Source organism: Burkholderia sp. SCN-KJ, from assembly GCF_024656005.1.
GTDB lineage: Bacteria > Pseudomonadota > Gammaproteobacteria > Burkholderiales > Burkholderiaceae > Burkholderia.
On record NZ_JANKOG010000003.1, the window covers coordinates 21,744 to 35,831 of the forward strand.

Here is a 14,088-nt window from a genome sequence, read left to right on the forward strand (position 1 = left end):
AGCCGGGCCGCGCGCACAGGCGAAAGGATAGTGGAAACCCGGCCGCGATGCGCGCTTGCGTGTCATTGCTCCGCGTGCGGCAGGCGCCGGAACACGACGCTCAGGTTGTTCGCCGGCATGTCGACGACCTCGATGCAGTCGAGCCCGCGGTCGAGGCCAAGCGCGACGACCGCCTCGAGATCGCGCACGCCCCACGACGGATCGCGGCTGCGCAACTGCTGGTCGAATGCCTCGTTGGATGGCGCCGTGTGCCGGCCTGCGCGGCGATACGGGCCGTAGAGGAACAGCACGCCGCCCGGACGCAGCACGCGCGACGCGCCGGCGAACAGCGCGTCGGTGCAGGCCCACGGCGAGATGTGGATCATGTTGATGCAGACGATCGCGTCGAACGCCGCGGCCGGCCACGACGCGTCGCGCACGTCGAATGCCAGTGGCTCGGCCAGGTTCGCGAGGCCGGCATGCGCGACCCACGCGGCGATCGAGCGGCGCGCGTGCGCGTCGGGATCGCTCGGCTGCCAGCGCAGCCCCGGCAGCGCCTGCGCGAAATGGACCGCATGCTGCCCGGTGCCGCTCGCGATCTCGAGCACGTCGCCGGTAGCCGGCAGCACGCGGCGCAACACGTCGAGGATCGGCCCGCGATTGCGCTCGGCCGCCGGTGCCGACAGCCGCGCGGACGGATCGGACGACGACGTCGGCCCGGTCACGATGCGTGCTCCGGCGCGCTGCCGGCAACGCCCAGCCGCGCGTTCAGCGCGTCGAGCGCGGGCGCGCAACGCGCCTCGACCTTCAGCGTCAGCATCGGATCGGCACGCGTATGGCCGAGGTTCAGCGCGGCGACGGGCTTGTTCTGCGCCTGGGCCCACACGCAGAACCGGTAGCCGGAATACACCATCAGCGACGAGCCGACGACGAGCAGCGCATCGGCCGCATCGAGCGCCTGCGACGCCAGCGCGACGCGCTCGCGCGGCACGTTCTCGCCGAAGAACACCACCGCCGGCTTCAGCAGCCCGCCGCAGGCCGGGCAGGCCGGGATGCGGAACGTGTCGAGCGCGGCCCATTCGAGATGCGCGTCGCCGTCGGCGGCAGGCTCCGCGTGCGCGCCGAGCAGCTCGGGGTTGTCCGTTTCGAGCACGGCCTGGATCGTCGCGCGCGCGTGATGCGCGCCGCAGTCGAGGCACGTGACGCCGTTGATGCCGCCATGCAGTTCGATCACGTCGCCGCTGCCCGCGCGCTGGTGCAGCCCGTCGACGTTCTGCGTGACGAGGCGCTCGATCCGGCCGGTGCCGCCGAGCCGCGCGAGCGCGACATGCGAGCGGTTCGGCTGCGCACGGCCCACCACGGGCCAGCCGATCATGCTGCGCGCCCAGTAGCGGCGGCGCGCAGCGTCGGAACCGAGGAATTCGTGGAGCTGGATCGGCGGCGAGCGCATCCATTGACCGTTGCGGTCGCGATAGCCGGGAATGCCGGAATCCGTGCTGATGCCCGCACCGGTCAGCACGAGCAGCCGCGGATGGCGCTCGACGAACGCGTGCAGCGCATCGAGCGCGGCCGGTTCGATGCCGGCGGATGAGGGGTCGGGCAAGGCGATGTCGTTCATGTTGGCGGCGCGTGATCGGGCGCGGTGGCCGGCCGTGCGGCCGGCGCGCCAGCACATGATACAGAACGCCGCGCGATCCGGCCGGCGGTCCGCGCGCGACACCGGCGCCGCAAAAAAAGACGCCCATCGACCACATGGCGATGGGCGCATCAACAATTGATCCATCGGGGTAGTGGATCAACTGACAGCACAATGTCGTCGGATCCGCCGCAGCGCCGCCGGCAGACCTTCCCCGGGACTACACCTTCGAATTCCTGAAATTGCCCTGATGTTTGCGAGGATCGCCGCGCGGCACGGCGCACGGCACACGCACGCATGCTTCGCGTGCGGCGCGCCTGCGTTTCGCGCGTCGGCATGACGATCCGGAAGTCATGGTCGCCCACCCGCGCACCGGCGGTTCATCCCCGACGGCCGACCGGCACGGGTCGGCCTCGTGCGTCACGCCTGCACGTCGTCGTTCGGAACGAACCGGATGGGTCCGGATGAAGCGAAAAGCCGCGCGCTCATGTCGCCGTAATCAACGGCGACGCGAAATCACGGGCAGGTCGGCGATTCATGTTTGCAACATGGCACGTTGCGATTCGGTCTGTTCTCATTCTCTTGTCCCCGTCTTCGATGCGTCCGACCTACTGAAGCGACGGCCGGGCCCCTGCTGCGCCCGGCGATCGCGCTCACGGCGCATACAGACATGCAAGGAGCGCACCATGCTTCGCCGTGCAAGGCCGCGCGGGCCGTGAAACGACCCCGATGCAAATCGCACGGCGACAGACAAGCGTGAACGTTTCGAAAGTGAAACGATGGGAAACGGCCCGCGCGATCGATCGCGCCGGATGCGACGCCGGTGTTGCGCGCATGTGACGCGTGCGCCGGCGGCGCGCTCGCGCCACCTCGATGCCGACGATCCGCTTACAGTCGCCCGACCGTGGCCGCGCACGCATGGTCGAACGCGTTTTTCGAACCTGCGAGCGCCGCCTGCGACCACGGACAGCACCGTGCTCGCCGCAAGACCGGCCACCACGCGCTGACGTACGTTCATGCCGATTGATTGCCCGATGACCGAAGGCGCCGATCATGCCGGAATCGCCGATGCCGCCGCGCGCCGCAGGCGGCGCGCAAACACGTTAGGATTCGGACACGGTGCGGCGCGCGCACCGGCTTCGCCCCGTCTCCAAGGAATGGACATGACCCTGCCCGCCTTCGGCCGCGCCGACGTCGCGCGGCGCGTTTTCTCGGCCGAGCGGCTGTCGATCGGCCTGACGCAGCCGCTGCTGCGCAGCGGCCATACCGTCGCGAATTTCAACGAGCAGCTCGAACTCGCGGCGCTGGCCGATTCGCTCGGCTTTCGCGCACTGTGGGTTCGCGACGTGCCGCTCAACAGCGCCGATTATCCCGACCCGGTCGGGCATCTCGATCCGTGGGTGCTGCTCGGCGCGCTCGCGTCACGCACACGCCGGATCGTGCTTGCCAGCGGCGCGATCGTGCTGCCGCTGCGTCATCCGCTGCATATCGCGAAAGGCGCGCTGTCGGTCGCGACGCTGTCCGGCGGGCGCTTCATCCTCGGCCTCGGCTCCGGCGACCGGCCGCCCGAATATGCGGCGTTCGGCGTCGACGCGCAAACGCGGCGCGACCGGTATCGACGGCATTGGGACATCGTCGCGGCCGCGCTCGGCGTGCCGTCCCGTGTGCTGCCCGACGAGACGCCACCCGACGCGCCCGACTTCACGCTGCTGCCGCGCGGCGACAACGCGGTGCCGATGCTTGCCGTCGGCTCCGGCGGGCAAAGCGTCGACTGGATCGCACGGAACGCGATCGGCTGGATGACCTATCATCGCGACCCGGACACGCAGCGCGCTCGTTATTCGATGTGGCGCGCGGCCGTCGACCGGCTCGCACCGCCGGGCTTTCGCGCGTTCGGCGTATCGATGCGGCTCGATCTCGATGCGAATCGCGATGCACCGCCCGCCGCGCTGCCGCTCGGCTATGCGACCGGTCGGAACGCGCTCATCGACATCCTGCGGGACATGCGGGCAGCCGGCACGCACCACGTCACGCTGAATCCCGGCTCGGACCGGCCCGTGCGCGAGGTCGTCGAGGAAATCGCCGAGCATGTATTGCCGGTCTTTCACGACGATCGGGATTGATTCATCAGGAATCCGGAATTCTCCACCCATAGCCCATAGTCGAAGCCACGGTTGGCCACCAATCGAATCACCGGCGAGCACGTTTCGTTCCCGATCCTGCGCTTTCGCTTGCGGCGGGACCGCATGCCAACACCCGACGACCTGCCCGCATCACGGATCGTGAACGGCCGGCGCGAGACACCGCCACGCGGAAGGAACCGAACGGCAACGCGCAAACGCCCGCACCGGCTGCCGCATGCCCGATTCGCATATTCGTCGACGGAACTATCCGGTTCCGATGGCAATCATGTTAACTTCCGTCCATCGTCCAGACCGGCGGGCCACGTTCCGATGCGCGCCCGCACGCCTACCCATGCGATATTTCCTGCTCGGCTGGCTGCTCGCCGCCGTCGTATCGGCCGCCCACGCGGCCGCCCCTGCCCCGGCCGCCGCCTCGGCCGCCTCGGCCGCCTCCACCGCCGTGCCCGCGCTGACGCCGCAGCAGGCGCAGCAGGCCCTCTCCGTCCTGCAAAACCCGCGCGAGCGCGAACAGGTCGAAACGACGTTGCGCGCGATCGCGGCCGTCGGCGTGCTGAGCACGCCCGCGCTCGCGGCGAGCGCCGCGGCGCCGGCCAGCGCGGCATCGGCTGGCGCTGCTGCGGCCGCACTCACGACGAACGGGCTCGCGTCGATGCTCGTCCGGCAGGGATCGCGCTGGGCCGGTGAAATCGGCGGCGCGCTGAACGAATCGCTGCGCTCGCTGCTCGATGTCGGCTCGGTCGGCAACTGGTGGCACGAGCGGCTCGTACGCGCCGACCAACGCACCGATCTCACGCGCGCGATCTTGATCATCCTCGCCGTGCTCGTGCCCGCGCTCGCCGTCGAATGGTTCGCGAAGCGGCTGCTGCGGCGCGCGCTGGCCGCGCTGAGCGCGCGCCGCACCGAATCGTCGCGCCGGGCCGATGCAGATGCAGATGCCGACGCCGATGCACCTGAACCCGAACCGCCCGGTCCCGGCGACCGCACTTCGACGCCGGAACCGGCCGCCGCCGCTGCCCGCGCCGACGGCACCGGCACGCCCGATACGTCGTCGCAAGGTCGCGGCCACGCGCGGCGCCACACCACGCTGCTGCGCCGGATGCCGCGCGCGCTGGTCAGCCTCGCACTGCGGGTGATACCGCTGCTGGTATTCGTCGGCATCGCGAGCCTGACGATGTCGGTCCTCGACGGCGCCGGCACGCCGACCCAAACAGCACTCGAATCGCTGATCGACATCTACGTGATCTGCCGCCTCGTGACGATCGTCAGCCGGCTGTTCTTCCAGCCCGACGCGCGGCAGCTGCGGCTGCTGCACATCAGCGACGCATGGGCCGCGTTCGCGCAGCGCTCGATCGCGCGGATCGTGATGGTCGTCGGCGCCAGCACGGCCGCGGTCGAGATCGCCGCGAGCTTCGGCCTCAGCGACGCCGGTCACGTCGCGCTGCTGAAGGCGGTCGCGCTCGTCGGCCACTTGATGATCTCGGCGCTGATCCTCCGGTGCCGCCAGCCGGTCGCCGCGCGCATCCGCGCGGCCGGCGAAGACCGGCCGGCCTTCGCGATGGTCGGCAACGCGCTCGCCGACGCGTGGGCGCCCGTATCCGTGTTCGTCGTGATGGCGTTGTGGTTCGTGTGGGCGCTCGACGTCCACAACGGCTACCGCGTGCTGATCACGCTCGGCGGCCGCTCGATCGCCGTGATGATCGGCATGCGGATCGTGTCGATCGTCGTGTTCGGCGCGCTCGCGCGGGTGTTCCAGCGCCGCGACGACGACCGCACGCTCGTCCACCTGCACGCGTACCGCTACTACCCGCTGGTGCGGCAGGTCGTGTCGGCGGCGATCGCCGTCGTGACCGTCGTGCTGCTGCTGCAGACCTGGGGCGTGCCGATCTTCCACGCGTTCGCGACCGGCACGATCGGCCATCGGCTCGCGTCGGCGCTGATCACGATCGCGATTGCAGCCGTCGTCGCGCTGATCGTCTGGGAAGCCGCGAACATCGCGATCGAGCGCCGCCTGCAGCAATGGACACGCGAAGGCAACCTCGTGCGCGCGGCGCGCTTGCGCACGCTGCTGCCGATGCTGCGTTCGCTGCTGTTCATCATGATCGCGCTCGTCGTCGTGCTGACCGGCCTCAGCGAAATCGGCGTGAACATCGGTCCGCTGCTCGCCGGCGCCAGCATCTTCGGCGTCGCGCTCGGCTTCGGCTCGCAGAAGCTCGTGCAGGACTTCATCACCGGGATCTTCCTGCTGATGGAGAACGCGATGCAGGTGGGCGACTGGGTCACGCTCGCCGGCGTATCCGGCACGGTCGAATATCTGTCGATCCGCACCGTGCGGCTGCGCGCGGGCGACGGGTCGCTGTACACGATCCCGTTCAGCTCGGTGACGACCGTCAACAATACGAATCGCGGGCTCGGCAATGCGGCCGTCAAGGTCAGCATCGCCTACGGCCAGGACATCGATCGCGCGATCGCGACGCTGAAGGAGATCGGCGCCGCGTTGCGCGACGATCCGGATTACAAGGACGGCATCCTGTCGGACTTCAGCTACTGGGGCATCGACCAGGTCGACGGCGCGGCGATCGCGCTGGCAGGACAGATCCAGTGCAAGGACTCGGCGCGTTGGAGCGTGCAGCGCGAATTCAATCGGCGGATCGCGGTGCTGTTCCGCGAACGCGGAATCCGGATCGCGAATCCGCAGCGCAGCCTCGTCGCGTATGACGACGGTTCGCGGCCCGTCGAGCCCGAGAACGATGAGAACAGCGACCACGCCGCCGGCACGCCGGACGCCGAACCGCCACCGCCCGTTGCGCCGGAGCGCAAGCCGGACTGATCGTACGGATGCCGCTGGCGCGAGCACCGCCGGTCGCGCCGTGCGCGCGCCATCGAACGACGGATAGCCGCGCTCAACGCGCGGCGGTTTTCTTCGCGCGCCGAACGCGCTTCGCTGCGTTCGCCGGCGCGGCCGGCGTCGCGCCGGACGAACGCCTGCTGCACTGTATCGACGGCCTGTTCCGGCTCGTCGACGACCTGCAGGCCGTCGAGCGGCACGACACGCCGAAGCTCGAGCTTCGGCGACGGGAGCGCCGTTGTAGTTTCCGTGCGGATGGCAGACCGGATTGCGTTACGCATTCGCCGGCGAGCGCCGTGCGCGACGCGTGACCGGAGCAGCCGGCGTCTGCGGCTCGAATGTTTCCTCCACAACCATTCGCTCATTACGAATGGAATCGTCAATTATCCGGCGCGCCGATCCGCCATTACATCCGACAGCGCCTTTGAAAATTACAAAACGCCCCTAAACTTTTCAAAAGCATTTCAGCTTATTCAATTTAATTTTGTTTCATATAATCAGAAAAAGTTTGACACCGAACTTTCGTTCTTGATACCGTCCGATTCAAGCAATCTGACGAATTGTCCACCACGCAATCGATTCCGCTCGACGCATTGCGCTTGCGCCGCACCGAAGTTCTCGCCGCCGACCGCCTCTTCTTCCGTTGGCGCATGCAACATCCCGATGCAATTGATTGGGCAGCTGCCGTCCGGCAGCAAGCCGAAGGATCGAACCGAATGAACAGGACACCGAAACTGTTGCTCTAGTCATCCCGCCTGCATCAAGCCTGCTGGCGCGGCCGCCCTGCATCGCGGTGCAGCGCCTCCATTGCCGAGCATTCCAGCATTTCGCCCCCGGAGGATCACCACCCTTGCGGATCGGGCGAAAGGCCCCGTCGCGTCCGCGCCATCCGCGCGAGCGCGGCGGATATCGGCGGCGCACGATCCGCGCCGCTGTCGACCGTTGTTGTTCGTGCCGTTCGAGGTTCAACCGGAGGGGTAATTCAACATGAATCAGGTTGCAGACAAGAAACAAAAGCACATCCGCATCGTCAAGCTCGCCTTCGCCGCCGCGGCAGCCGCTTCGTTCGGCATGGCGAGCGTCCATGCCGCACCGGCCGCCGGCTGGACGGAAACGCGCACCAAGGGCTTCCTGCCGCTCGTCCAGCAAGGTGAAAGCAGCAGTACCGCCGGCGCGCCGGCAGCCAGCACCGCCGCCGCTGCCGCGGCCGCCACCGAGATGGCGCCCGGCGAATCGGTCGACATCGTGCTCGGGCTGAACCTGCGCAACGAAGCGCAACTCGACCAGTACCTGCACGACCTGCATACGCCCGGCTCGCCGCACTACAAGCAGTTCCTCACGCCGGCGCAGTTCGCCGCGCAGTACGCACCGACCGACCGGCAGGTCGCCTCCGTCGTCGCGCACCTGCGCCAGGCCGGCTTCGTCAACATCGTGGTCGCGCCGAACCGCCTGCTCGTGTCCGCCTCCGGCACCGCGGCAACGGTCAAGTCGGCGTTCCGCACGACGCTCAAGCGCTTCACGCGCAACGGCCGCAGCGTCTACGCGAACACCGATGCCGCGCAGGTGCCGAACGCGATCGGCGGCATCGTCGGCGCGGTGCTGGGCCTGCAGAACGTCGAGCTCATGCACACCGGCGCGGGCAGCAAGCCGCAAGGCAACACCAGCAACCTGACGATCCCCGCCGGCGCATCCGCGGTGCCGCACAACCCGACGGAATTCTCGTCGCTCTACGGCGGCGACGGCACGCCGACGGCCTCGCAGACCACGGTCGGCATCATCGCCGAAGGCGACCTGTCGCAGACCGTCAGCGACCTCAACACGTTCGCCGCGAACAACGGCCTCGGCACGATCAGCAGCAGCGTCGTGCCGACGGGTCCGTCAGGCAGTTCGTACACCGATACATCCGGCACCGTCGAATGGAACCTCGACAGCCAGTCGATCGTCGGCGCCGCCGGCGGCAGCGTGAAGCAGGTCGTGTTCTACGTGGCACCGTCGATGACGCTCACGGCGATCACCGCCGCGTACAACAAGGCGGTGAGCGACAACGTCGCGAAAGTCATCAACGTGTCGCTCGGCGTGTGCGAATCGTCCTCGTACAGCACCGGCTCGCAAGCGACCGACGACACGATCTTCAAGCAGGCCGTCGCGCAGGGGCAGACCTTCTCCGTGTCGGCCGGCGACCACGGCGCGTACGAATGCGCGAGCGGCACGCCGTCGCGCTCGACCTATACCGTGAGCGAGCCCGCGACGTCGCCGTACGTGATCGCCGTGGGCGGCACGACGCTGTTCACCAATACGTCGACCAATGCGTACAACAGCGAAATCGTCTGGAACGATCCGAGCTGGCAGCCGGGCACCGTGTGGTCGACGGGCGGCGGCTACAGCAAGTACGAAGCCGCGCCGGCGTGGCAATCGTCGAGCCTCACCGGGTCGACCAAGCGCGCGCTGCCGGACGTCGGCTTCGACGCCGACCTGCGCACCGGTGCGATCCTCGTGGTGAACGGCCAGACGTCCGACACGCTGTGGGGTTCGGGCTACCTGAACAACGAAGGCGGCACGAGCCTCGCCGCGCCGATCTTCACCGGCATCTGGGCGCGGCTGCAATCGGCGAACAACAACGCGCTCGGCTTCCCGGCGTCGAGCATCTACAAGTACTTCCCGAGCAATGCGGCGCTGCTGCACGACGTGACGTCCGGCAACAACGGCAGCGGCACGTACGGCTACAAGGCGAAGGCCGGCTGGGATGCGACGACGGGCTTCGGCAGCGTGAACATCTCGAAGCTGAACGCGTTCATCCAGGGCACGGCGGATTTCGCGCGCTGATCGTGCGATGAGCGGTGCGGTTCCGGGTGCCGGTCGTTTCGCGCGCCCGGAACCGTGTCGGCGGCAGTGCGTGCGGCGCGTCCCGATCGACGGCGACCGTCGGCACACGCCGCCCGCGACTGTCGCACGCAAGAGAAATCACAGCTGCGATTCGATCGGAAACAAGCCGAGAAACCACACTTCCATACGCCGCGCCGCCGACACTTCCGGTTCGTGATCGAGCTCGGTCACCTTCCCGTCCGCGTCGGTCTGAATCCACTTGAGGCGCCCCTTCCCGGCCGGATCGGTCCGCAACTCGACGCGCCACGCGATTCGATCGAGCCGCGGCTCCAGGTCCGTCGCGACTTCGGATGCAATCGCCGGGCTCTCGCAGTAAACGCCGATCTCGGTATTGAGGTTCAGCGAACGCGGGTCGAGATTCATCGATCCGATGAAGATGCTCTTGCGATCGAACACATACGTCTTTGCATGCAGCGACGCACGCGACGAGCCGATGATGACCCGCTTCGAGATGCTCTTGTCGCCGGACGGGCGCCGCTCGTAAAGCCGCACACCGGCTTCGACGAGATCGCGCCGATAGTGCCGGTAGCCGGCGTGCACGGCCGCGACGTCGGTCGATGCAAGCGAGTTGGTCAGGATCGTCACGTTCACGCCGCGCGCCGTGAGCGTGCGCAGCCGTTCGACCATCTCCTTGCCCGGCACGAAGTACGGCGACACGATCAGCAGTTCCTGCTCGGGCCGCAGCGCGAGCGCGCGCAGTTGCGGCATCAGGTGCCCGTCGCTGTCCTTCGGCGAGCGGGCGATCTTCGCCGGATCGTCGTACAGGACCGTCGCGCGCCCCCACGACAGCTCGGTCCCCTGCCCGTGCACGATCTGGTCGAGCCGTTGCCGCGCTTCGAGCACGTACGGATTGTCCTCCATCGCGCGCAGGTAATCGCGCAGCCGTTCGCGCTCCCGGTCGAGGCCGCCGGGCGCCGCGTCGTGCCCGACCAGCGCATCGACCGGATATGCGTACGGCGAATTCCAGAACGTATCGAATTCGGTCGAGATGTCGTTCACGACCGGGCCGTGCACGACCACGTCGAGATCGCCGAACTCCAGCATCGACGACGCGCCGAAGTACTCGTCGCCGATATTGCGGCCGCCGACGATCGCCGCCTGGTTGTCCGCGATCATCGCCTTGTTGTGCATGCGCCGGTTGACCCGCGAGAACTCGAGCACCGTGCCGATCTTCTTGAAGTGGCGTGTGGCGACCGGATTGAAGAGCCGGATCTCGATGTTCGGATGCGAGCTGATCTCGAGCAGCTTGCGATCGTCCGCGTTCGTCCCGAGATCGTCGAGCAGCGCGCGCACGCGGACCCCGCGATCGGCCGCGCGGATGATCGCATCCGCGAGCTCGTGCCCGGTCAGGTCGTCGTGCCAGATGTAGTACTGAAGGTCCAGCGAGCGGTCCGCGCGATCGGCGAGCAGCACGCGCGCATCGAGTGCATCGACCGGGTCGCGCAGCAGATGAAACGCATCCTGCCCAGGATGGGTGGCGGCCTGCTGGCGGAACGCCGCGCCGAGGCGCGTGTTTTCGGTATCGGAGAACGCATGCGTCGGCGCACGATCGGCCTGCGGCGGCAGGCTGGCGCACGCGGCAAGCGTCAGCAACGAGAGAATCGCACTCCACGAACGCAACATGATCATGATGGCCACCCCACGGTCGGGCGAAGTCTGTTTGTGTTTGTTCTGGCTGCCGGACGGAGCGCGGCGCGGATCCCCGGTCCGCGCGCTCGACGAATCCCGAGCGTGCGCGCCGGTCGCGCCACAGCATACTTCGATTGACATCGGGACGGCACGCGCTCCGTGTTTCCCGGTGGCGGCGATACGACATGCGACGCGGACGTGAACACGTTCGACACGTTCGCCACGTTCAGGCGGCGCGCAAAAGAAAAACCCGCGAGGCCTTGCGGCGTCGCGGGTTTCGAGATTTTGCCGAAGGCAAAAGAGTCGCCAGAAAGCAGGCAAAAAAAGCGGCATGCCACGCATGCCGTTTCGGGGATCGCACCGTGCACCGCGAGGCTCGATACCTCTGTCCGACGCTCGGTGCGAACAGCAACGCGTGTTAGTTAGGCAGCGCGTAAGCGATCACGTAATCGCCGAGCTTCGTGCCGAAGGAGCCGTGGCCGCCTGCGGCGATCACGACGTACTGCTTGCCGTTGATCGAGTAGCTCATCGGCGTGGCCTGACCGCCTGCCGGCAGGCGGGCTTCCCAGAGTTGCTTGCCGTCGTTCACGTCGAACGCGCGGATGTAGTTGTCCGCCGTTGCGCCGATGAACGCCACACCACCGGCCGTGATCATCGGGCCGCCCAGCATCGGCATCCCCATCTTGAACGGCAGCGGGATCGGCGAGCTGTCACGCACCGTGCCGATACGCTTCTTCCAGACGATCTCGTTGGTCTTCAGATCGATACCGGCGATGTAGCCCCATGCCGGTTGCTTGCAGGGCAGGCCAAGCGGCGAGAGGAACGGGTTCAGCGTCACGCCATACGGCACGCCGTACTGCGGCTGGATACCCGATTCCGTACCGCTCCCCTTGGCACCCGATGCCGGTTCGATCGGGTTGCCCGGGCCGCGTGGGATCAGACGCGACACGAACGGCAGCGCAATCGGGTTGGCGATGGCGATCTGACGATCGGTGTCGAGCGCAATGCCGCCCCACTCGAACATGCCCAGGTTGCCCGGGAACACCAACGTGCCTTGCAGCGACGGCGGCGTGAAGGTGCCTTCATACCGCAGCTTGTGGAACATCACGCGGCAGACCAGCTGGTCGTACATCGTCGCGCCCCACATGTCCTTGTCCGTGAGCAGGTTCTTCGGACGGAACGTGAGTTCGGAGAACGGCTGCGTCGGCGAGGTACGGTCGCCAGGCGCGGCGCCTTGCGGCACCGGCAGTTCCGGCGCCGGCACGACGGTTTCGCCGGTGCGGCGGTCGAGCACGAACAGGTTGCCGGTCTTGGCCGGCCCGTACACGACCGGCACGGTCTTGCCGTCCTTGGTCGTGATGTCGGCGAGCGTCGGCTGCGACGGCATGTCCATGTCCCACAGATCATGGTGAGCGGTCTGGTAGAACCAGGCCAGCTTGCCCGTCGACGCGTGCAGCGCGAGCAAGCCGCTTGCATATCGCTCCATCTCCGGCGTACGGTCGCCGCCCCAAATGTCCGGCGTACGCACGCCCATCGGCAGATAGACGATATCGAGCTTCGCGTCGTAGGCGGCGGGCGCCCATGAGTTCGGCGAGTTCCAGGTGTAGTGCTCGTCCGGGCCCGGGATATGGTTCGGATCACTTGCGCCCGGATCGAACGCCCACATGAGCTGGCCCGTGCGCACGTCGTAACCACGGATCACGCCCGACGGTTCACGGTTCGAGAAGTTGTCTTCCACCGCGCCCGCTACGACGATCACCTTGCTGGTGACGACCGGCGGCGAAGTGGGCTCGTACATACCCGGCGTGGTGACCGGCATGGCATGCTGGAGATCGAGGTCGCCATTGCTGCCGAAGCCCGCGCAGCGCTCGCCTGTCAGTGCGTCGAGCGCGTACAGGTGGCCGTCGTTGACCGGCAGGTAGATACGGCGCGAGCACGCCCCCGTAGCCGATACGGCTGCGTCGCTTGCCGGTGCGGCGGCCTGCGGCGCCGAAGCAGCAGCGTCGCTAGCGGGAGCAGCCGTTGCCGATACATCGGCACTCGCAGTCAGATCGACATACGACACGCCGCGGCAAGTCACGTGCTGGAACGACGGATCGGTCTTGAGCTTCGGATCGAAGGTCCACTTGAGCGCGCCGCTCTGCGCGTCGAGCGCGAAGAGCTTCTGGTGCGGCGAGCACAGGTAGAGCAGATTGCCGATCTTGATAGGCGTGACTTCGTCGGTGATTTCACCCGGATCGTTCGGGCCTTTCATGTCGTTCGTGCGGAACGTCCAGGCCACCTGCAGGTTCTTCACGTTATCCCGCGTGATCTGCTGCAGCGGCGCGTAGCGCGTGCCTTCCTGAGTGCGGCCGTACGCGGGCCAGTCCGAGGCGTCGATGCCGTTGGCGTTCGCGGCGGGCGAACCGACAGACGAAGCCATCGTGCCATTGACCGTCTGCGGATCGTTGAAGCAGGCGTACACGAGCACGCCCGCCCAGATCACGAGCGCGCCGACGAGCGACTGCACGCCGAGCTTGCGCGGTACTTCGAGACGCCAGCTCACGAGCAGCAGCAACCACACGCCGAACAGGACGAGCACCCCCGAGCGCGGCGCGAGCGCCCAGAAGTCGGGACCCGACTCCCAGATCGACCAGATGGCAGTGCCCACGAGCACGAGCGCGTAGAGCACGAGCGCAGTGGGACTGCGGCGATACAGCAGCCACGTGACTGCCAGCAGCACGACGCCGGTCACGACGTAATACGCCGAGCCACCGAGCGAGAGCAGGTACGCGCCGCCTATCAGCAGAAAGAGCGATGTAAGCGCGATAAACAGGAGCGTTACGACGCCGATGAACCCGGGCGATGATGATTCGCTTGATCTGGTCATGATGATCTCAACCTTCTTTTGAGGACGGCGCCAGCATCGCTTGTCACTCGATGCCTGTGGCGAGGCTCGCCCGCGCGAACACCGGCGAGTCGTCCAGCCACTG

9 protein-coding genes are annotated in these 14,088 nt (G+C 67.5%); 5 read left to right on the forward strand and 4 right to left on the reverse strand.

All coding sequences use genetic code 11. The features are described 5' to 3' along the window. Nucleotides 1–62: 62 nt before the first annotated feature. A complete protein-coding gene (locus NQV17_RS05895; RefSeq protein ID WP_124570558.1) occupies nucleotides 63–704 on the reverse strand; it encodes a DUF938 domain-containing protein in 642 nt (213 codons plus the stop codon). Then, the gene (locus tag NQV17_RS05900; RefSeq protein WP_124486414.1) at nucleotides 701–1,597 is read right to left on the reverse strand and encodes an NAD-dependent protein deacetylase; all 897 of its coding nucleotides are present in this window, start codon (nucleotides 1,595–1,597) and stop codon (nucleotides 701–703) included. The genes NQV17_RS05895 and NQV17_RS05900 overlap by 4 nt, the downstream gene beginning before the upstream one ends. 1,181 nt (nucleotides 1,598–2,778) lie before the next feature. Between NQV17_RS05900 and NQV17_RS05905 the strand changes: the two genes are divergently transcribed. From NQV17_RS05905 to NQV17_RS05925, 5 genes are all read left to right on the forward strand, one after another. Continuing rightward, nucleotides 2,779–3,738 carry an LLM class oxidoreductase gene (locus NQV17_RS05905; RefSeq protein ID WP_257770371.1) on the forward strand — a complete coding sequence of 320 codons (960 nt, stop codon included), beginning with the start codon at nucleotides 2,779–2,781 and terminating at the stop codon, nucleotides 3,736–3,738. A 352-nt stretch (nucleotides 3,739–4,090) separates the two neighbouring features. Continuing rightward, nucleotides 4,091–6,586 carry a mechanosensitive ion channel domain-containing protein gene (locus tag NQV17_RS05910; protein WP_257771200.1) on the forward strand — a complete coding sequence of 832 codons (2,496 nt, stop codon included), beginning with the start codon at nucleotides 4,091–4,093 and terminating at the stop codon, nucleotides 6,584–6,586. Nucleotides 6,587–6,594: 8 nt separating this feature from the next. Next, entirely contained in the window at nucleotides 6,595–6,915 is a 321-nt protein-coding gene (locus tag NQV17_RS05915) for a hypothetical protein (protein WP_257770373.1), read from the forward strand. A gap of 249 nt (nucleotides 6,916–7,164) precedes the next feature. Further along, nucleotides 7,165–7,350, forward strand: a complete 186-nt coding sequence (locus NQV17_RS05920) for a hypothetical protein (RefSeq protein ID WP_257770375.1) — start codon at nucleotides 7,165–7,167, stop codon at nucleotides 7,348–7,350. Between the two features lie 241 nt (nucleotides 7,351–7,591). Further along, a complete protein-coding gene (locus NQV17_RS05925) occupies nucleotides 7,592–9,427 on the forward strand; it encodes a protease pro-enzyme activation domain-containing protein (protein ID WP_257770377.1) in 1,836 nt (611 codons plus the stop codon). Nucleotides 9,428–9,565: 138 nt separating this feature from the next. On the opposite strand, the gene NQV17_RS05930 is transcribed toward NQV17_RS05925, so the two are convergent. Beyond that, on the reverse strand, nucleotides 9,566–11,116 hold the full coding sequence (locus NQV17_RS05930; RefSeq protein WP_257770378.1) for a phospholipase D family protein: 1,551 nt from the start codon (nucleotides 11,114–11,116) through the stop codon (nucleotides 9,566–9,568). Between the two features lie 418 nt (nucleotides 11,117–11,534). Beyond that, entirely contained in the window at nucleotides 11,535–13,985 is a 2,451-nt protein-coding gene (locus NQV17_RS05935; protein WP_257770389.1) for a glucose/quinate/shikimate family membrane-bound PQQ-dependent dehydrogenase, read from the reverse strand. Between the last annotated feature and the right edge of the window lie 103 nt (nucleotides 13,986–14,088).